Here is an 18,554-nt window from a genome sequence, read left to right as displayed (position 1 = left end):
GGCTCAAAGTGGCATGCGCGAAAAAGCGCTTGACCAGAGCATCCCCGGATGATCCGAAGGAACGTCTAGGGATGAAACAGCACAACATGCGGCTTCCGTTCTTCTACGGCTGGGTGGTGGTCGCCGTGACCTTCGTCACCATGGCCATTGGCGTCAACGCGCGTACCGCCTTTTCGCTGTTCTTTCCGCCCATCATCTCCGAATTCGGCTGGGAGCGCGGCGTCACGGCCGGCGCCTTCTCCTTCGGCTTCGTGGTGTCGGGCGTGGTCAGCCCGCTGATCGGCCGCCTGATGGATCGCGCCGGTCCGCGCGCGGTGATGGAGCTCGGTGTCGTGCTGATGGGTGGCGGACTGCTGCTGGCACCGCTGACCAGCGCGCCCTGGCACCTCTATGTCACCATCGGCGTCATGGTCGGTGCGGGCAGCGTCTGTCTCGGCTATTCCGGCCAGTCGCTGTTCCTGCCGAACTGGTTCATCCGCAAGCGCGGCTTCGCCATCGGTATCGCTTTCGCCGGCGTCGGCATCGGCTCGGTGACGCTGTTGCCCTGGGTGCAGCACATGATCGAGCAGACCGGCTGGCGCACCGCCTGCACCGCGATGGGACTGCTCGTCCTGATGGTGCTGGCGCCGGTCAATCTGCTCTTGCACAAGCGCCCGGAGGACATCGGCCTTGAACCGGACGGCGATGCCGCCCCGGTGCGGGGCGCAGCCCGGCCGGTCTCCAACGTCGTCGATCCGGTCTGGGTCCGCATCGACTGGACGCTCAAGCGAGCCGTCGCGACCGCGCGTTTCTGGTGGATCGCGCTCGGCTATTTCTGCGGCCTTTACATCTGGTACGCGGTGCAGGTGCACCAGACCAAGTTCCTGCTCGACATCGGCTTCAGCCCCAGCGTTGCGGTGTGGGCACTCGGCATGGTCAGCCTGCTCGGTATTCCCGGCCAGATCCTGCTCGGCCATGTCTCCGACCGGATCGGGCGAGAATGGGTGTGGGCGATCAGCTGCGCGGGCTTTGCGATCTGCTTTGCGGCGCTGATGGCGCTGAAATTCCAGCCGTCGCTGTGGCTGGTCTACGTGATGGTCTTCGTGCAAGGCGCGCTCGGTTACGGCCTCACCTCGATCATGGGGGCGGTGGTATTCGAGATTTTCCAGGGCAAGCATCAGGGCAGCATCTTCGGCACGATCATGCTTGCGGCGCTGGCGGGTGGTGCGGCCGGACCGTGGGTGACAGGCTTCCTCTATGATCGTGCCGGCGACTACACGCTTGCCTTTGCCATCGCGACGGTCATGAGCGGACTGTCGGCGTTCGCGATCTGGCGGGCGGCCCCCGGCAAGGTGCGGGCCGTGGCCGGCCGGCTGCACAAGCTCCCCGGCGGCACTGCGGAGTAGGTTTTCTCAATCACGGCATTGTTCGTTCCTTCTTTGGAGAACGTTAAGCATGTCGTGTCTTGGCGTGGCGCTGCGGGCCTGCAAGAACGTCTTGGACACCATCGGAGCGCTAGCGTCGGTTCAGTGCCACTTCTTCCCGATGACGTCCGGGTCTAACGATGCCTGCCTCCGATTGTCTTGCGACCGAAATGCCGGACGTGCTGCGCGTCGCGGTCGAACGCGCCGACGATGGTATCGTCGTCGTCGATGACGCGCATCGCATCACGCACTTCAACCCTGCCGCGGAGCGGATCTGGAAGTTCGCTGCCACCGAGGTGCTCGGCCGTAACGCCGCCGTTCTCACCCTCAAATGTCTCGAGGCCGGCGCGACCGCGGACTTCCGCGAAGAGATCAGCCTCGTGCGGCGCGACGGCAGTCGTATCAAGGTGCAGGTCGCGATGTCATCAACGACGATTGCCGGCGCGACCCATCGCATCGTGTTCGCACGCGATGTCACTCTTGATGCGGAGCGACGCGTCAGGATCGGGCTGCTCCACGCCGTCTCCGACCAGACCAACCGCGCGGTGATCGTCACCGACGTCGAGCAGAACATTGTCTACGTCAATTCGGCGTTCACGGCGCTGTTCGGCTATACCAGCGAGGAGGCCGCAGGTCGCCCCGTCGCCGAGCTCGTTGCCGGTCGTCACACCGATCGCAAGGCCCTCGCGAAGCTCGTCACGCGCCTGATGCGTGGCGGCCAGCGTGGAGAGGCCGACGTACTCGTCTACGACAAGGACGGCGAGGAGATCTGGGTCTCCGCGCGGATAGACGTCTTCCGCGACGGCAAGGGCCGGGTCAAGCATATCTTCGCGCTGCTCGAGGACATCACCGAGACCAAGCAGCTGCGTTCGCTTCAGCAACTCATCATGAGCGCACTCGCCGACGAGGTGCCGATCGGCGAGATCGCTGACCGGCTGTGCCGCCGCGTCGAGGAGATCGCGCCCGACGCCGTCTGTTCGCTGCTCCACGTCGATGCTGCCGGCCTGATCCATCCGCTCGGTGGTCCCAGCCTGCCTGAGGACTATTCCCGCGCGTTGGACGGCATCGCGATCGGTCCCAATGTCGGCTCCTGCGGCACCGCGGCCTTCTACGGTACGCCGGTTCTGGCGGCCGATCTCGACACCGATCCGCGCTGGCAGCCTTACAAGGCGATGCCGCTCGCGATCGGCCTGCGCGCCTGCTGGTCGACCCCGGTCAAGGCCAAGGACGGCCGCGTCATCGCGACTTTCGCCTTTTATTACCGCGAGCCGCGTGAGCCGAGCAATTGGCACCGGCGCATCGTTGAGGCCTGCGTCAATCTCGGCGCCTTCGCGATCGAGCGCAAGGAGGCGCGCGCCGAGATCGCGCGGCTCGCCTATCACGACATCCTCACCGGCCTGCCGAACCGCGCCCAACTGCGGCACCTGATCACCACCGCAATCGATGCCTGCCCGACCGGCAGCCACGTCGCGCTGGCCTTCCTCGACGTCGATCATTTCAAGGACGTCAACGACACGCTCGGTCATGCCGCCGGCGACGAGCTCCTGGTTCAACTCGCGCAGCGCCTGCGCGAGCATATCAGCCCCGGGGACATGCTGGGGCGGCTCGGCGGCGACGAGTTCGTCATCCTGCTGCCGCAACGCAACGCCGAGGACGCCGAGCGCGTCGCGGCCGATCTCGCCGAAGCACTGGCGCGGCCGCTCCGGCTCGGATCGAAGCTGATGCCGTTGTCCGCCAGCATCGGCATCAGCCTCTATCCCGATCACGCCACCGATATCGACACCTTGATGCAGCAGGCCGATGCCGCCATGTACATGGCCAAGCAGGCCGGACGCTCGACCCATCGCATCTTCAGTACCGAGATGAACGTGCTCGCCGAGCAGCGGCTGGCCCTGATCGCGGCGCTGCGCCGCGCGATCGCGGAGGGCGCACTGAGTCTCAGCTACCAGCCGCAGATCCGCAGCTGCGACGGCGCGATCCATGGCGTCGAGGCACTGGCGCGCTGGCGCGATGCCGTGCTGGGCGACGTCTCGCCGGCAAAGTTCATCCCGCTCGCCGAGGAATGCGGCCTGATCGAGCAGATCGGCCTTTGGTCCGTGCGCGAGGCCTGCCGCCAGATGGCGAGCTGGCGCCACGCAGGGCTCAACATTCCCTGCGTCTCGGTGAACCTGTCGCCGATCAATTTCCGCAACGTCACGCTGGCGGCGCGGCTCAAGGACATCCTGGCCGAATACGATCTGCCGCCGGACGCGCTGATGCTGGAGATCACCGAAGGCGCGTTCATGCAGGACGGCGTCGCAGCGCTGGAGACGATGAACGCGATCCGCGAGCTCGGCGTCGGCCTCTCGGTGGACGATTTCGGCACCGGCTATTCCAGCCTGAGCCGGCTCGCGCATCTGCCGATCCGCGAATTGAAGATCGATCGCAGTTTCATGCGCGACATCGAGAAAGACGCGGGCGCGCTCGCGATCGCAACTGCGGTGGTCCGCGTCGGCCAGGGTCTCGGCATGACCGTGGTCGCCGAGGGCGTCGAGACCGAGGGGCAGCGCAAGACGCTGGCCGAACTCGGCTGCGACATCGTCCAGGGCTTCCTCTATTCACCCGCGCTGCCTCCTGTCGCCTTCGAGCGCTGGCTGATCGACCACTGCGCGGAGCAGGCGAGGACCATGCTGACGCGGCTTGACCTTGCGCCGGCGGGCGGGGATGCGGTGAAGCGGTCGGCGTAGCTGCCCTCGGGCGATATTCGCAGCCGATAAGGAACGCATTGACGACCGGCGATTTGGTCCCCGACATCCGCCGAAGGAGCACCGCGCCATGTCCTGTTTGCAAACGGCATGGGCCCGATGAAAAGACCACAAAGCAGCGCCACCGTCCGAGCGGCAGGCCTTCGACCTTCGCAACCGCAGCTCAAGGCCATCACGGCATGGATGGCTTGTCAGAGCGACAAGCCCAGCCTGTCCGAGGCAATAAGCCGCTTGGTGGAACTGGGGCTTGCGTTGTACACGGATACCGATCGCCAGAAGCGGCGCGCTCGCAAAATGGCTGGCGATGCGATCGATCGCATGGGCGACACGAGGACGACGGCGGAGGATAGGGCGGTCCGCAAGCGGGATCTGCTCGACGGCCCCGAGGAGTTCGATCGCGTGCGAATTGATCGGTCCAAGCGCGGCAAGCCGATCCGAGAATCGGCTGAGCACCAGGAAGCCGCCGACACCGGAGGAATTCGAACTACCAGCGACATGGAGGAGGTGCAATGAGACGACATTCCCAATCGCATGCAGCGAACGAGGCGAATAGCCACTTCAAACAGCCGGCGACGAAGCCCGCGACTGATTACGAGAAAGCGGAGCAGGCCTTCCACGAAAATCGGGAGCGACTGAAAGCTGAACGGCTGGCGAGGGAAGCTGAACGACGAAGCCAGTCCGAGAGGACGACCTAGCGTCGCAGTTCTAGTTTGACATCCGGGATGCGGAACCGCGCGTCGTAGACGAAGAAGGTTTGGATCTGGGCAGCCGGCGGCCCGCGAAGATCGAGGCAGCGCCGTATCTCGCTGATATTGCCAAGCAGCTTGAGCCGTTCGACGGCAGCGACGGCCTGGCCATCATTGTTCGGGATGCGAGCGGTCCCGTCTCGAGCGCGACATTCATTCCGCGAGAGAGTTCGACAGGTCAATTGAGATCGCGCTTTGGGTTGTTGCTCAAGCATGGTCCTTTTGGAAAACCGCTGCGCACTTTTCCGGATCATGCTTTAGAGCATCGAAAGCACGACAATCCCGTCTTCGAGGTCCCCTGAAGCAAGGCGGGCCCGGGCCATACGCTCGAACTCCGTTCGATGCTTCTGCAGGTAACTGAAGGCCTGCTTCTGCGTGTTGAATGTCGTGGCAAGCCGGCACATCTGCCGATTGGCGCCGGACGCGAGAAAGAACGTGATGGTTCCGTGGTCGGGCTTGATTCTAGGCACGATCTGCACCCTCCGGCATGGGATCGGCTCTTCAGATTTCGCCGGCGGTGTTGAATACGACTATCGCACCGGCTTCCTCGAACGCTTCTTGAGCACTGGCGCCGGCAAGGCTGTTCGAAGAGCTTCATCAGCCGCTTGCTTCGCCTCGCGTACCTCTCGGAGCCGCGCCATGTTCTTGCGAACCTCGATGGCCTGCCTTTCGACATCTGCCAACGCCTTCGCGCCCTCTTCGGCGGCCAGGCGTTTGCGATCGGAACGCGCGATGCTTTCGGGTGACGGCTCTGCCGGTTTCTTGGTGCTCATCGCTCACCCGGATCCACAACGGCCAAAACCCGCTCAATCCCAGGATTGAGCGGGCGGAGCAGCCATTTCAGTACATCCGTGAAACGGCGCCACGATATCAGGCCAGCGACAGGTTCTCAGCGCTCGCTTTGCCTCGCACCTTGTCGGTCTTGATCTCGAAATTGACCTTCTGGCCCTCTCCGAGACCAGCAAGACCAGCTCTCTCGACGGCGCTGATGTGAACGAACACATCGTTGCCACCGTCGCTCGGCTGAATGAAACCGAAGCCCTTTTGGCCATTGAACCACTTGACTGTACCTGTCGTCATTTCTTCTCCAAAGCGCACAAGCGCATCCCGCGTGACAATCACGCAGCTATCTTCAACTTCGTCGATGACATTGGAAAAGGAGCCCGCGGGCGCATTCAACAAGGCACAGCGGCTAATCGAACGGCCTCAACATATATGATTTTCGTGGTTTTGCAAGGAGCGAAGCCGGTTTGTTTTCTGCGCGCCGGTTCTTCCGTTCCGATCGAGGTGCCCTGCATGTGTCCGTCGAGCTTCAAGCGGGACGTAATCGATTGACAGCGCTGCGCGACAGTGGTCACGTTGACGCCACCAGCTGCTCGCCGTGACAGGCAGATCGGCTCGCGCGAAGCCGCGACAAAGTCGCCGTCACTATCCTCAAAAATCGCAATGAAGCTCCTGCGCAATTGGCTGCCGTGCAGGACGTGTCGCGTTCGCAGCCCGGGCCAGGAGGAACAAATTGCACGTACTCGTCAGAGACAACAATGTTGAGCAGGCACTCCGTGTTCTCAAGAAGAAGATGCAGCGCGAGGGCGTCTTCCGGGAAATGAAGCAGCGCCGTTCCTACGAGAAGCCGTCCGAGAGAAAGACCCGCGAGAAATCCGAGGCCATTCGCCGCGCCCGCAAGCTCGCCCGGAAGCAGGCGATCAGGGAAGGATTGCTGCCCGCACCGCCGAAAAAGAAGCCCTTCGAGCGCAAGCCGCCCTTGCCGGAGGTCAAAGCAAGGCCGGAGTAGCAGCGGTCTTCGTTCCGAAGCTGAAGAAGGGCAAGGCCAAGGTGATCGCCGCGGCCCGGTCCCGCAAGGAAGTCGCGTGGCAGCCGGACTTCGGACCTGCAAAGAAGAAGTAGCGAGCGGCTGCAACTCACCAGTCGCGCATGGCGTTTCCTGCAAACGCTATTCGGTGCCGACCCGACGAACGTAGTCGTGCCAGCTTCGCGAGCACTTGTGGCATTTGAGGGCATGTGACGCCGCAACTCCGTGATCGCGGAAGCTGTCGGCCGGCGTTGTCTCAGGATTGATCAGCCGGTGGCGAATGCTCAAAGCAGGCGCGCGCTTTCACAAATGCACGATCGGCGGGCGAGGCGTTGTCGAGGCATTGAACGGAGCTCGCGCAAGAGGCATCAGAATCCGTTGAAATCTCTTGTGAAAACGTCTCGTGACGATAGCTGCGGCGAGGAGTCACGGGGCTAGCGTTCCGACGCGCAAGTCTGGACCGTCACTTGCCGATGTCGGATAATTCGACATGGTCTGGTGTAGCGTATCCGCTCCCCAGTCTCCTCACATTTGAGATGCATTCCCATGGCACAGGCGGGCGCCCTTGCGCAGAAGTTCGAACGTTTTTTGCATTTGAAGGATGCGCCGCCAACTCTGGTCACGCGTTCGCTGCGCAGCGCCGAGCTCGCGGTCACCGAGACCCGCAATGATCATCCCACCCCGCGTCTTTCCGAGTCGATGCCCCCGGAGGATGCCTATCTCGTCAGCCTCAAATTCCGCGATTTCGCTGATTGCGAGTGCTGGGAACGCGGCCGATGCGTGATCAAGCGCGATATCCGCGCCGGTGCCACCTATCTGTACGACCTGAAACGCGATCCGCGCTACGTCATCGACAAGCCCTTCCATTCCCTGTTCTTCCATTTGCCCCGTTCGGCGTTGGACGATATGGCGAGACAAAGCGGCGCGCTGCGGATCGATGAGCTCGCCTATCAGCCCGGCGTCGGCCATGACGATGTGACGATCCGCCATCTCGGCGCGTCGTTCCTGGCGGCGTTGCGGCAGCCTGAAGAGGCCAACCAGCTCTTCATCGACCACATGATGCTCGCGCTCACCGCACATGTCGCGACGACCTACGGCGGATTGCGGCGCGCCGCCGAGCCGGCGCGTGGCGGCCTTGCCCCCTGGCAGGTCAAGCGGGCTTGCGAAAGGCTGGAGTCCGATCTTCGCGGCAAGCTTTCACTGGAAAAGATCGCAGCCGAGTTCGATCTCTCGGTCAGTCATTTTTCGCGCGCATTTCGCGTCTCCACCGGCCTGCCGCCGCATCAATGGCTGCTCCGCCAGCGCGTGGACACGGCCAAGCAGTTGATGACGGTGCGCGACCTGTCGCTGGCGGAGATCGCGATATCGGCCGGGTTCGCCAATCAAAGCCACTTCACCCGGGTGTTTTCCTCGCTGGTCGGCATCAGCCCGGGAATGTGGCGCCGTGAGGCGCAGGGCGTGCCGGACGGCGAAACGTGACTCCACCGCTCAGCGGCACCTTCGAGAGATGGCGTAGGCGGCGCGCCGTGCCGCGAACATCTCGTCCGGCGGATGGCCGATGCCTTCGGCAAGATTGGCTGGATTGAACACGGCCGCGTCGCACGCTTCGTTTGATTCAGTGCCCGTTATCACGATCGTTCCGAGGCGCACCGGTTCGCGGCCATCCTCGTCGGGCCAACGGATGGTCACGTCCATGACGGGATCGCCGGGACGGTCCAGCAGCGCCATCACGCTGAACCTGACGTCGCGCGCCGCGATCCGGGATTCGAGATCGCGCAGCAAGCCGGTGGACTTGGTCGCATCCTCGGCCGACCTGCGTTCTTCGCCGACCGGCGCGACCTTGAACTTGATGAACCGTGTCTCACCCCGAGCGTTCGTTGCGGGAAAGGCGTGCACGCCCCAATAGGTCGTGCAGGCAAGGCTTGCCGGCGGCGGATTTGCGGCAAGGTAGGCTGCCTGGCGCAACGTTTCGGGATTGGCGGCGGAGAATGCCTCGACCCGGGCCATGTCCGGCTTGCCGTCCGGTCCCGGCATGCGCGCCTGCAGGAAAGCCAGCATCTGGTCGGGCGTTCTGGCGAAATGAACCGGGGCGCTCTGGGTCAGAATCTCGGAACGGTGATCGCCACTGCCGAGCCGGAAGCTGAAGCCGCGCAGCGAGCGGCCGTCAGTATCGACCGCGTTGGCGGAGACACCGTCCGTCGAGAAACGCGCCAGCACCCGGGAGGGCATGGTGAAGCTGCGGGACTTGGTGATTTCCTTGGCCTGATCCGAGGGGGCATAGGTGCCACGAACGCATTGGCCCCAGCAAAAGCTCGCGCGCGCCTTGGGCGGAAGACCGGCGACCGCCCTCAGGACATCGACAACGGACGTCGGTGTGGCTGCACCGTTCGGGAGCTGAGGCAGAACGGAACCTTCGGATTCGAGCGATGGGCTTGTTTGTGGCGCCGGGCGGATCGAAACGTCTTTCCCAAAGCGGACATGCCTTGTCCGATCCTGCGACAAATCTCGCAGCTCGCTGACTCGGGTCGCTCTTCGCTAGTCCGACGCCAATCCCGTCCTGCGCCTGAGATCCGTGATCGCGCGCAGGAAACTGTCGGCCGGCGTCGTCTCCGGATCGATCAGCCGGTGCAGGCGAAAGCCGTCTTCCAGCGCGAGCACGATGGAGGCCATCCAGGGCGGGTTCAGATTGTCGTTGCGCCCGTTGCTCTTCAACGTCGCCTCGACGATGTCGGCGACCAGCTTGCGCCGCGCACGCAGGCGCTTGGCAAGCTCCGGGCGGCGCTTCTCGGCGCGTGCGACGAACAGGATCATCTCCATGTGGAGGAGAGGCGAGCGGCCGAGCGGATCCTGCCGGCTGCGATCCATTGTCTTCAGCGCCGCGATGAAATCGTCGAGATTGTCGTGCTCCGCGAGGATGTCCATGTTGCGCCGGATCGACTGCTCGACATGATCCTCGATCATGGCGATGATCAATTCGTCCTTGCTCTTGAAGTTCGAATAGAACGCCCCGCGGCTAAAACCCGCCGCCGCCGCGATCGCCTCGATGCTGGCGCCGCCGATGCCGTCCTGTTCGAACACGCGCGCGGCCGCCTCGAACAGTCTGTCGCGCGTGTCGTCCCTGGTCGGTCTCGTTCTCACCCTTGACATCGGCGCAGGTTAGGGCAGACTGCAACTCGATACAACAATGTATCTAGTTGGATAATTCAGGGATGGTTACGCTGCGCGTGAGGGGCTGCCCGGCGTATTCGATTCATGCGGCAACCGATCTGAGGTCACCATGAACGAGCACGTGCAAGGCGCCGGCGGCGGACCGCTGTTCAACCCGCTCTCGCCGGACTTCATCCGCGATCCCTATCCGCATTACGACCGGCTGCGCACCCTCGATCCGATCCATGTGACGCCGTTCGGCCAGTTCGTCACCAGCCGCCATGCCGACGTCAGCCTCGTGATGCGCGACAAGCGCTTTGGCAAGGATTTCGTCGAGCGCACCACGCGACGCTACGGCCCCGAGATCATGAAGGAGCCGGTGTTTCGCAGCATGAGCTACTGGATGCTGCAAGCCGATCCTCCCGACCACACCCGCCTGCGCGGCCTCGTGGTGAAGGCGTTCACCGCCCGCCGGGTCGAGGATATGCGGCCGCGGATCCAGGAGATCGTCGACCAGGCCATCGACGCCGTGATTGATCGCGGCCACATGGACCTGATCGAGGATTTCGCCTTCCGCCTGCCCGTCACCATCATCTGCGACATGCTCGGCATCCCCGAGGAGCACCGCGAAGTCTTCTACAAGAGCTCGCGCGACGGCGGGCGGCTGCTTGATCCCGTGCCCTTGTCTGCGGAGGAGATCAAAAAGGGCAACGCCGGCAACCTGATGGCGCAGATGTACTTCCAGCAGCTGTTCGAACTGCGCCGCCGCACTCCCGGGGATGACCTCATCACCCGACTGGTGCAGGCCGAGGAGGACGGCAACAAGCTCACCAATGAGGAACTCACCGCCAACATCATCCTCTTGTTCGGCGCAGGCCACGAGACCACGGTCAACCTGATCGGCAACGGCCTGCTCGCGCTCCACCGCAATCCGGATCAGCTGGCGCTGCTCAAGGCGCGGCCGGAGCTGATGGAGGGCGCGATCGAGGAATTCCTGCGCTACGATTCCTCGGTGCAGATGACCGGGCGCGTCGCGCTGGAGGATGTCGACCTCGGCGGGGTGAAGATTCCCAAGGGCGAGAGCGTGCTGTGCCTGCTCGGCTCGGCCAACCGGGATCCCGCGATTTATCCCGATCGGCCCGACCGGCTGGACGTCACCCGGGCGAACGTGAAGCCGCTGTCGTTCGGCGGCGGCATCCATTTCTGCCTGGGTGCCCAGCTGGCGCGCATCGAGGCCGAGATCGCCATCGCCACGCTGCTGCGGCGGCTGCCGGACTTGCGCATCGACGATGCCGAAAATCCGGAATGGCGGCCGACCTTCGTGCTGCGTGGCCTGAAGCGGCTGCCGGCGAGCTGGTGAGACCTGCCAGCGTTAACCTCCGCGCGCAACAGTCGCTGTGACTTCGCCACACTTCCCCCTATATAAGGGGCTGTTCCGGCGCGCCTGAGGCCCTCAGGTTCGGCCCGGGCCGGTTTTGGCCGAGGGGAGACCCGTGCAGACGACGCTGCTCGGATTGGCGATTGCCTTCATCATTGCGCTGCTGGCCGCGCTGATCGGGCCTTACTACATCGACTGGAACCAGTTCAGGCCCCAGTTCGAGGCGGAGGCTGGCAAGATCATCGGCGTGCCGGTGCGGGTGGCGGGCGAGCTCGACGCGCGGCTGCTGCCGGCGCCGACGCTGCGGCTGCGCCAGGTCACCTTCGGCGGCAACAACGATCTCGGCCGCCTGCGCGCCGACAAGCTCGACGTCGAGTTCAGCCTGGGCTCCCTGATGCGCGGCGAATGGCGCGCCACCGAGCTTTCGGTGGGCGGCATGGCGGTCGATCTAGGCCTGGATGCGCGCGGGCGGGTCGACTTGCCGTCGATCGCGAGCGGCACCTTCAATCTGGCATCCCTCGCCATCGAACGGCTGAATCTCACCGGCCGCATCGCCCTGCATGACGCCGCCAGCCGCTCGACGCTGGAATTGAACGACATTGCCTTCTCCGGTGACGTGCGATCGCTGGCAGGCTCGGTGCGGGGCGACGGCAGTTTCAGCGCTGCCGGGGTGCGCTACCCGTTCCGCGTCTCCTCCGGCCCGAGCGCCGACGGCAGCGCCACCCGTCTGCACCTCAACATCGATCCCGGCGAGCGCGCCATCCTCGCAGATCTCGAAGGCGTGCTCGCCTTCGACAATCGCCAGCCGAAATTCGACGGCGCGCTGACGCTCGCCGTGCCCGCGGTCAAGAAGGCGGGCGAGGCGGGGCCGGCGCCCTGGAAGCTCGCGACCAGGCTCAAGGCGGATCCGGCCGGCGCGAAATTCGAGCAGATCGACGCGAGCTTCGGCACGGAGGACGCCGCGCTGAAGCTCGGCGGCGTCGGTGATCTCAGGTTCGGCGCCTCGCCGCTGCTGCGCGCGGTGCTGTCGGCGCGGCAGGTCGATGCCGACAGGCTGACGGCCAAGGATGATGCCGATCCGCAGCGCGTCCTGCCGGCGCTGCGGGCGGGCCTTGCGGCGATCCCGCAGGTGCCGATCCCGGCGCAGATCGAGTTCAACGCGGATCAGATCATGCTCGGCGGTCGTCCGCTTCAGAACATCGCGGCCGAGCTTCAGACCGACGGACGGTCCTGGACCTTCCGGCGGTTCGAGCTGCGCGCGCCCGGCATGACGCAGCTCTCGCTCAATGGCGCGGCTCCCGGCGCCGACAGTTTCAGCGGCCGGCTCAGCGTCGAATCGTCCGATCCGGACACGCTGGTGGCCTGGCTCCAGGGTCGCAGCGAAATCGGCCGCCGCAGCACGCGGCCGCTGCGCCTCGCCGGCGACGTGACCATCGCCGCCAATCACCTCGCCATCGACAGGCTGAAAGCCGACATCGACGGCGGCGCCGTCGAAGGTCGCATCGCCTTCATGCAATCAGGCGCGAGCAAAGGCTCGCGGATCGACGCGGAGCTCAAGGCCGACCGGCTCGACCTCGATGCCGCCGCGAATTTCGTGCGCGCGCTGGCGGGGCCGCAGGGCGAGTGGCCGGAAGAGGCGAAACTCTCGCTCGCTATCGGCCGTGCGATCTCCGCTGGACAGGAGCTGCGGCCGTTCGCAGCCAAGCTCGCCTACAGCCCCGCATCGCTGTCGCTGGAGCAACTGCGCTTCGGTCAGGCCAGCGGCGTGACCACGGAGGCGAGCGGCAGCTTCGACCGCACCAAGGCCACCGGCAAGCTCGCACTGAAATCCTCGGCCAATTCGCTGCGCGAACTTGCTGCGCTGATCGAGCCGTTTGCACCCGCGGTGCGCGCGCGCGTCGATGCGCTCCCGTCATTGCCCGGCGCGACCCGTCTCAAGCTCGATCTCAGCCTGGACAGGAACACGGAGCATGCCGACCGCAGCAATGCCCGAATCGTGCTCGACCTCGACGCGCCGCAGCTCAAGGCCACGGCGACGCTGGCGGCGCAGACCCCGGCGGCCGCCATCGGAGGCATCGACCTCGAAAGGTTGCGCAACAGCGACTTCACGTTGGACACGAAGGGCTCGTCATCGCAGGCCGGTGCGATGCTGGCGCTGCTCGGGCTCGATGGCGTCGTGGCCGCGGGCGAGGGCGCCTCGCAGTTCGAAGGCCGCTTGAGCGGCGCCTGGCGGCGACCGCTGCAATTGAACGCAAAGCTCAGTGGCGGCGGGCTCGATGCGGATGCGCAAGGCAGCGTCGAGCTGTCGGAGCCGAAGGGAAACGTGAACCTGCGCGTGCGCAACGTCAATCTGGCGCCGCTGCTCGGCACCGGCCCGGCCGACAAATCGACGCGGAATGTCAGCCTGTCGTCCCGCCTGACGCTCTCGGGCAATCGTCTGACGTTCGGCGATCTCGACGGCAATGCAGCGGGCTCGCATCTGCGCGGGCATCTTTCGGTGATGCTCGATCAGGAGAAAAGCGTCGACGGCGAGGTCGGCCTCGACTCGCTCGACGTTGCGCCGGCGCTCGCAATCGCGATCGGCGCGGCCGGGCATGAGTCCGGCGAGCCGTTCAGTCCGGGGCTCGTCAGCGGCTGGCGCGGCCGCGTCGCCTTCCAGGCCCTGCGCGGAACGTTGCCGGGCGGCATCGAGCTGCGCCCCTTCGGCGGCACGATCCGCAGCGACGGGCAGTCGCTCGCATTCGATGCACTCAAGGGCGGCCTCGGCGGCGGCGAGATGTCCGCGAGCCTCGACGCGCGCAATGGCGCTAATGGTCTTGCGCTGAACGCGCGCATCGAGCTCAGCAATGTCGATGCGGCGACGCTGCGCTATCGCGACCTCGCGCTGCCCAAGGGGCGTGCCTCGGTGCAGATGGCGCTGACCAGCCAGGGTCGCAGCGTCGCGGCCTTGACCGGCGCGCTCGCCGGCAACGGCACGGTGACGCTCGAATCCGCGGAAATCAGCGGCCTCAATCCGCGCGCCTTCGAGATCGCCATCCGCGCCAGTGACGGCGGCCAGGTCGCCGACGACAACCGCCTGCGGCAGCTCGTCGAGCCCGCGCTGTCGGCGGGGCGCATTGCGATCGCCTCGGCGCAGATCCCGTTCACGATCCGCGACGGCCGCCTGCGCGTCGGTGCGACGCCGCTCGAGGCCAAGAACGCCCGCGCCATCGTCTCCGGAGGCTACGACATTCCCGCCGACCAGGCCGACATCCGCGCCAGCCTGACGCCAATCATGACCGGCCTCTCCGGCGCGCCGCCGGAGATCCAGCTGTTCGCGGCAGGGCCCCCCGACAAGCTGAGCCGCACCATCGACCTCACGCCGCTGTCGTCATGGCTTGCGGTGCGCACGATCGATCGTGAGACGCGTCGGCTCGATGCCATCGAACGCGGCGAGCCGCCGCCGGCCACCGCTGCCCTGCCGACGCTGGTGTCTCCAGATGCAGCGCCTGAGCAGGCGCCGGCCAATGTGCCGCTGCCGGGTCAGGATCCGCGCCGCATGCCGGCGAAGCCCAAGGTGGAATCGCGGCCCGCGCCGACGCCGCGGGCGCCGCAGGCCGCTCCCGCCGCGCCAAGCCCCCCACTCACAAGCCCGCCGCTCGCAAGCCAGCAGGCCGCGCCTCTGCCGCCGCCGATCGAGGTGAAGCCGGCTCCGGGCCCGCCGCCCGCCAGGCCCAGGCCGAAGCCGCCGCTGGTGCTGACGCCGCAGAATCCGTGACGTTGAGCCAAGCGCGACCGTGGCCATAAAGGTCGTCATGCCCGGGCTTGTCCCGGGCATCCACGTTCTCCGTGCCTTGCCGTACGTGGATGGCCGGGACGAAGCCCGGCCATGACGTGGAGCAGGCATTAGGGTCCTACGGAAAGTGCGCACCTTTCGCACCGGTAAATCCATTCCCTCGCATTTGAATGAATTTTCGTCGGCAAAACTGATTTGCCGATTTTACTGAATTCTCGCGTTTCATCTCTAGCGTCGGTTCCCAGAGGAATTCGGCGTCGCGCCAAGAGCGGCGGGACGGCCTGCCAACGGGCTACCAAGAACTGGGGTGATCGAGATGAACGGGGCGAAATCGCTGCTGCAGGATCTGGACGACGCGATCGCGCGCGGCACCGACGAAAGCCGGGCGAAGGCTTTGTGGCACGCGACCGATATTCTGATCACCGGCCGCTACAGCGACGACGAGATCTCCACGTTCGGCGAGGTCATCGGCCGGCTCGCCGAAGAGATCGAGGTCGCCGCGCGGGCGCAGCTCTCGGAGCTGATGGCGGCCTGCGATCACGCGCCGCTCAACGTCATCGAAAAGCTCGCGCTCGACGACGAGATCGAGGTCGCCGGTCCCGTGCTGCGCGACTCCAATCGTCTCGACGAGAAGATGCTGGTCGAGAGTGCCCTGACCAAGAGCCAGTCGCACCTGCTCGCGATCGCCCAGCGCAAGTCGATCGGCGAAGCGGTGACCGACGTGCTGGTCAAGCGCGGTAACCAGGAAGTCGTGACGTCGGTTGCCAGGAACGACGGCGCGCGCTTCTCCGGATCGGGCCTGTTGCACATGGTCCGTCGCGCCGAGGGCGATTCGATTCTCGCCGAACAGCTTGGCCTGCGCAAGGACGTGCCGCGCCACATCTTCCAGCAGCTCATCTCGAAGGCGTCGGAAGACGTGCGCCGCCGCCTCGAGAGCGAGCGGCCCGAGATGATGGCGCAGATCCAGAGCTCGGTGACCGAACTCACCGGCGATCTCCAGTCCAAATTCGGCCCGTCCTCGCGCAGCTATTTCGTCGCCAAGCGCGTGGTCACGACGCAGTATCGGCAGGGCAACCTCAATCAGGATTCCATCTCGAACTATGCGCGCCAGCACCGCTTCGACGAGGTGCAGATCGGCCTGTCGCTGCTCTCGTCGCTGCCCGTCGACGTGATCGAGCGCGCGCTGATGGACCGTAACCGCGAGATGATCCTGGTGTTGTGTAAGGCGCTCGAATTCTCCTGGGACACGACGATGTCGCTCTTGTTCCTCGGCGCCAAGGATCATCTGATCACGGCGCGCGAGCTCCAGGACAACGAGCGCGAGTACGGCCGGCTCAAGATCGAGACCTCGCGCAGCATCCTGAAGTTCTATCAGTCGCGCAAGACCGGCGCGGGCGCCGATGCGGCGGGCCGTCAGCCCGAGCTCCAGGTCCACTAGTCGGGTGTACTGAGCATCATCCCGGAATTCGAAGGGGAGTATTTGCAATGTTGCCTCAATTCGGCACCGCCGTCCGCAAGAAGAACCTGGGCAATGCCGTCACCGCCGATCTCGGCGGCGGAGCACCGGACAAGGCGTCGGTGGACGCCGCCTGGCTCGTGCTGGAAGCCGCCAACGATCTCGGCGACCACGCCGCCGTCGAAGCCTGCCGTCGCGTCATCGACGCCGAGCTGAACGGCACGGTCGCAGGCAGCTCGGATGTCGATCTCGTGCTGGGGTATTTCAGGTAGGCTGCCTCCCACGCCGTCATTGCGAGCGCAGCGAAGCAATCCAGACTGCCGCCTCGGAAAGATTCTGGATTGCTTCGCTGCGCTCGCGATGACGGAGTGCAGAGCGTCGTCCCCCCTTCACACGGTAATCAAGCTCTTGATCGCGCGCCGCTCGTCCATGGCGCGGTATCCTTGCCACCTCCGACCGTGGCAGCGTCAGGTCGAACACCTTGCCGGCTTGATCTTGCCGGCGAGAACGCGTTCGATCAGGCCCGGCAGGAAGCGGTGGACCGGCGCCGGCCTGCCAGAGCACGCGTCGCTGCGCGAAGAACATCGTTTCGCCTTCGAAGGCCACGCCCTGGGTGTGAGAGTCGGCATTTCCGCAAGGCACCCCTTCGATCCCGAATGGGCATGCGTCGAGCTCGCGCAATCGAAAGCATGCTATCGTACTACTTGCGATATCACTCGCTAATCCATGGATTTGGGAGAGATAGTCATGAAGACCTTCGCGTTTCTCGTCGTCGGGCTCGCTGTCGTAACCCTGTCGATGCCGGCAGCCAATGCTCAATACAAGTGTTCCTGGAGCGGGGGCACCATTTCCCCGGTCCCGTGTGCCAAGCGTTACGCCGTCAATTACGAAGCGTGCCGAAAATACGTCATTGAGCATGGCTCGACCTCGGCCGACGCCATGTGGTGGTGTACGAGCCAGGGTTACACGAAGTAGTTGCCCAGAAGTAGCTGGCCAAGTGATTTGATAGGCTGAGGCACATCGATCCAAGGTCGGCCGGAGGCCGCCTCGCCGGCGGCCTCATCCTTGCGTCCAAATGTAAAAAAGCCCGTAGGATGGGTAGAGCGCAAGCGAAACCCATCGTCCGCTCGGCGCGGTGGCTAATGATGGGTTTCGCTCGCGCTCTACCCATCCTACGCGCTGGTGTTCTACAGCAGCCGCAAAGGCTATGACGAACCGGCCGTGCTGATCCCGGAGCCGGAGAGCGAATCGGAGAATGGACGCAGTGACCCGCAGTGACTGGCCGGGCCCGGGAGAGCGACGATGCCGATCGTGCTCCTGTCTGTATTCCATGGACGGGTAGGACCAAGCTCATCCTGCGCGGCAGGATTTTCGTCACGGGACGCCATTACACGCGGCTGTGATCGGCGGAACCCCGTGCCACCGGTAACGCGGCAGGGCCCCCGCCGTACAGCCTGCAGCGGACGTTTCGTTCGCAAATCAAAGAACGCGTAGCCGGGAGAATCGTCACATGAACGGATTCAACGTCGCCGAGAATGGCGAGGGTTCTTATCGTCCTCTTGCCATCCTTCGCTGGGTCATGGTGATCATCTTCGTGTCGTTTGGAATGCAGAAGTTCACGCTCCAATCGGCAGAGGGCATCGCCCAGTTCATCACGAACAGTCCGTTCATCTCCTGGCTGTCGGTGTTCGGCTTGAGGGGAGAGGCCTATTTTCTTGGTGTTTCCGAGTTCGTGATTGCGGCGCTGCTCGCGGCCGGCGCATTCAGCCCGATCCTGTCTGCGCTCGGTTCGTTCATGGGCATCGTGACCTTCGCGACAACCTGGTCGTTCTTCTTCACGACGCCCGGGGTCGTGAAATGGAGCCTGTCATCCGATCCGATGGCGTGGAATTTGACCGGCGAGTTCCTGTTCAAGGACATCGTCCTGCTTTGTGTTTGCGTCGTGCTGTTTCTCACCTCACTGCCGCGATCGCTCGTTCGGCTCCGCGCCGGCTGAGCAGGCCCTCGAGGACACTTGCGAAGCGGGCCGTTGCCCGGGCTCAGCATTTCGAGAAGGTCGCCATGCCGTAGCGGGCCGATGGTGCCATTATGCCGC

At 64.8% G+C, this 18,554-nt stretch carries 17 protein-coding genes; 11 read left to right on the top strand and 6 right to left on the bottom strand.

Annotated elements, in window-relative coordinates; all coding sequences use genetic code 11:
- Window positions 1–86 precede the first annotated feature (86 nt).
- The 4 genes from EHH60_RS13645 (at window position 87) to EHH60_RS37525 (ending at window position 5,195) form a co-directional block, all read left to right on the top strand.
- The gene (locus EHH60_RS13645; protein ID WP_124160096.1) at window positions 87–1,385 is read left to right on the top strand and encodes an MFS transporter; all 1,299 of its coding nucleotides are present in this window, start codon (window positions 87–89) and stop codon (window positions 1,383–1,385) included.
- Between the two features lie 158 nt (window positions 1,386–1,543).
- Complete coding sequence (locus EHH60_RS13640) at window positions 1,544–4,129, top strand: EAL domain-containing protein (protein WP_124159967.1); 2,586 nt, start codon at window positions 1,544–1,546, stop codon at window positions 4,127–4,129.
- 117 nt (window positions 4,130–4,246) lie between these two features.
- The gene (locus tag EHH60_RS13635; RefSeq protein WP_158626733.1) at window positions 4,247–4,660 is read left to right on the top strand and encodes a hypothetical protein; all 414 of its coding nucleotides are present in this window, start codon (window positions 4,247–4,249) and stop codon (window positions 4,658–4,660) included.
- A gap of 241 nt (window positions 4,661–4,901) precedes the next feature.
- Complete coding sequence (locus EHH60_RS37525; protein ID WP_199751444.1) at window positions 4,902–5,195, top strand: hypothetical protein; 294 nt, start codon at window positions 4,902–4,904, stop codon at window positions 5,193–5,195.
- On the opposite strand, the gene EHH60_RS38680 is transcribed toward EHH60_RS37525, so the two are convergent.
- From EHH60_RS38680 to EHH60_RS13610, 3 genes are all read right to left on the bottom strand, one after another.
- Window positions 5,151–5,372, bottom strand: a complete 222-nt coding sequence (locus EHH60_RS38680) for a hypothetical protein (RefSeq protein WP_124159964.1) — start codon at window positions 5,370–5,372, stop codon at window positions 5,151–5,153. The two genes, EHH60_RS37525 and EHH60_RS38680, sit on opposite strands and share 45 nt — an antisense overlap.
- A 51-nt stretch (window positions 5,373–5,423) precedes the next feature.
- Window positions 5,424–5,666 (bottom strand): transcriptional regulator, encoded by a 243-nt coding sequence (locus EHH60_RS13615; RefSeq protein ID WP_124159963.1) that lies wholly within the window; start codon window positions 5,664–5,666, stop codon window positions 5,424–5,426.
- A 97-nt stretch (window positions 5,667–5,763) separates the two neighbouring features.
- Entirely contained in the window at window positions 5,764–5,973 is a 210-nt protein-coding gene (locus tag EHH60_RS13610) for a cold-shock protein (RefSeq protein WP_124160095.1), read from the bottom strand.
- 436 nt (window positions 5,974–6,409) lie between these two features.
- Here EHH60_RS13610 and rpsU point away from each other — a divergent pair, with 436 nt between their 5' ends.
- Entirely contained in the window at window positions 6,410–6,685 is a 276-nt protein-coding gene (gene rpsU, locus EHH60_RS13605) for a 30S ribosomal protein S21 (protein WP_124159962.1), read from the top strand.
- Window positions 6,686–7,249: 564 nt separating this feature from the next.
- Complete coding sequence (locus EHH60_RS13600) at window positions 7,250–8,182, top strand: AraC family transcriptional regulator (protein WP_124159961.1); 933 nt, start codon at window positions 7,250–7,252, stop codon at window positions 8,180–8,182.
- 9 nt (window positions 8,183–8,191) lie between these two features.
- Here the strand turns inward: EHH60_RS13600 and EHH60_RS13595 are convergent, their stop codons facing one another.
- Together EHH60_RS13595 and EHH60_RS13590 are read right to left on the bottom strand one after the other, a co-directional pair.
- Window positions 8,192–9,055: a catalase gene (locus EHH60_RS13595; RefSeq protein WP_245454492.1), complete on the bottom strand. Its 864-nt coding sequence runs from the start codon at window positions 9,053–9,055 to the stop codon at window positions 8,192–8,194.
- 183 nt (window positions 9,056–9,238) lie between these two features.
- Window positions 9,239–9,850, bottom strand: coding sequence for a TetR/AcrR family transcriptional regulator (locus tag EHH60_RS13590; protein WP_124159960.1), 612 nt, complete (start codon window positions 9,848–9,850; stop codon window positions 9,239–9,241).
- A 130-nt stretch (window positions 9,851–9,980) separates the two neighbouring features.
- On the opposite strand from EHH60_RS13590, the gene EHH60_RS13585 reads away from it, so the two are divergent.
- The 4 genes from EHH60_RS13585 (at window position 9,981) to EHH60_RS13570 (ending at window position 16,731) form a co-directional block, all read left to right on the top strand.
- Window positions 9,981–11,210 carry a cytochrome P450 gene (locus tag EHH60_RS13585; RefSeq protein WP_199751443.1) on the top strand — a complete coding sequence of 410 codons (1,230 nt, stop codon included), beginning with the start codon at window positions 9,981–9,983 and terminating at the stop codon, window positions 11,208–11,210.
- Between the two features lie 133 nt (window positions 11,211–11,343).
- The gene (locus tag EHH60_RS13580; RefSeq protein WP_124159958.1) at window positions 11,344–14,985 is read left to right on the top strand and encodes an AsmA family protein; all 3,642 of its coding nucleotides are present in this window, start codon (window positions 11,344–11,346) and stop codon (window positions 14,983–14,985) included.
- Window positions 14,986–15,319: 334 nt separating this feature from the next.
- A complete protein-coding gene (locus EHH60_RS13575) occupies window positions 15,320–16,441 on the top strand; it encodes a DUF2336 domain-containing protein (protein WP_124159957.1) in 1,122 nt (373 codons plus the stop codon).
- A gap of 47 nt (window positions 16,442–16,488) precedes the next feature.
- Window positions 16,489–16,731 carry a hypothetical protein gene (locus EHH60_RS13570; protein WP_124159956.1) on the top strand — a complete coding sequence of 81 codons (243 nt, stop codon included), beginning with the start codon at window positions 16,489–16,491 and terminating at the stop codon, window positions 16,729–16,731.
- 16 nt (window positions 16,732–16,747) lie between these two features.
- On the opposite strand, the gene EHH60_RS38035 is transcribed toward EHH60_RS13570, so the two are convergent.
- Window positions 16,748–17,377: a hypothetical protein gene (locus EHH60_RS38035; protein WP_245454486.1), complete on the bottom strand. Its 630-nt coding sequence runs from the start codon at window positions 17,375–17,377 to the stop codon at window positions 16,748–16,750.
- Between the two features lie 592 nt (window positions 17,378–17,969).
- Here EHH60_RS38035 and EHH60_RS13555 point away from each other — a divergent pair.
- Complete coding sequence (locus EHH60_RS13555) at window positions 17,970–18,455, top strand: YkgB family protein (protein ID WP_124159954.1); 486 nt, start codon at window positions 17,970–17,972, stop codon at window positions 18,453–18,455.
- Window positions 18,456–18,554: the final 99 nt, after the last annotated feature.

The organism is Bradyrhizobium sp. RP6 (genome assembly GCF_003837805.1).
Taxonomy (GTDB): Bacteria; Pseudomonadota; Alphaproteobacteria; order Rhizobiales; family Xanthobacteraceae; genus Bradyrhizobium.
This window is presented reverse-complemented; position numbering and strand designations above follow the sequence as displayed.

Coding starts and splice junctions, on each gene's coding strand:
- EHH60_RS13635 (WP_158626733.1), top strand. CDS start 4,247: ATGAAAAGACCACAAAGCAGCGCCACCGTCCGAGCGGCAGGCCTTCGA.
- EHH60_RS13645 (WP_124160096.1), top strand. CDS start 87: ATGCGGCTTCCGTTCTTCTACGGCTGGGTGGTGGTCGCCGTGACCTTC.
- EHH60_RS13585 (WP_199751443.1), top strand. CDS start 9,981: ATGAACGAGCACGTGCAAGGCGCCGGCGGCGGACCGCTGTTCAACCCG.
- EHH60_RS13590 (WP_124159960.1), bottom strand. CDS start 9,850: ATGTCAAGGGTGAGAACGAGACCGACCAGGGACGACACGCGCGACAGA.
- EHH60_RS13610 (WP_124160095.1), bottom strand. CDS start 5,973: ATGACGACAGGTACAGTCAAGTGGTTCAATGGCCAAAAGGGCTTCGGT.
- EHH60_RS13615 (WP_124159963.1), bottom strand. CDS start 5,666: ATGAGCACCAAGAAACCGGCAGAGCCGTCACCCGAAAGCATCGCGCGT.
- EHH60_RS13600 (WP_124159961.1), top strand. CDS start 7,250: ATGGCACAGGCGGGCGCCCTTGCGCAGAAGTTCGAACGTTTTTTGCAT.
- EHH60_RS13570 (WP_124159956.1), top strand. CDS start 16,489: ATGTTGCCTCAATTCGGCACCGCCGTCCGCAAGAAGAACCTGGGCAAT.
- EHH60_RS38035 (WP_245454486.1), bottom strand. CDS start 17,377: ATGCTCAATGACGTATTTTCGGCACGCTTCGTAATTGACGGCGTAACG.
- EHH60_RS13640 (WP_124159967.1), top strand. CDS start 1,544: ATGCCTGCCTCCGATTGTCTTGCGACCGAAATGCCGGACGTGCTGCGC.
- EHH60_RS13555 (WP_124159954.1), top strand. CDS start 17,970: ATGAACGGATTCAACGTCGCCGAGAATGGCGAGGGTTCTTATCGTCCT.
- EHH60_RS13575 (WP_124159957.1), top strand. CDS start 15,320: ATGAACGGGGCGAAATCGCTGCTGCAGGATCTGGACGACGCGATCGCG.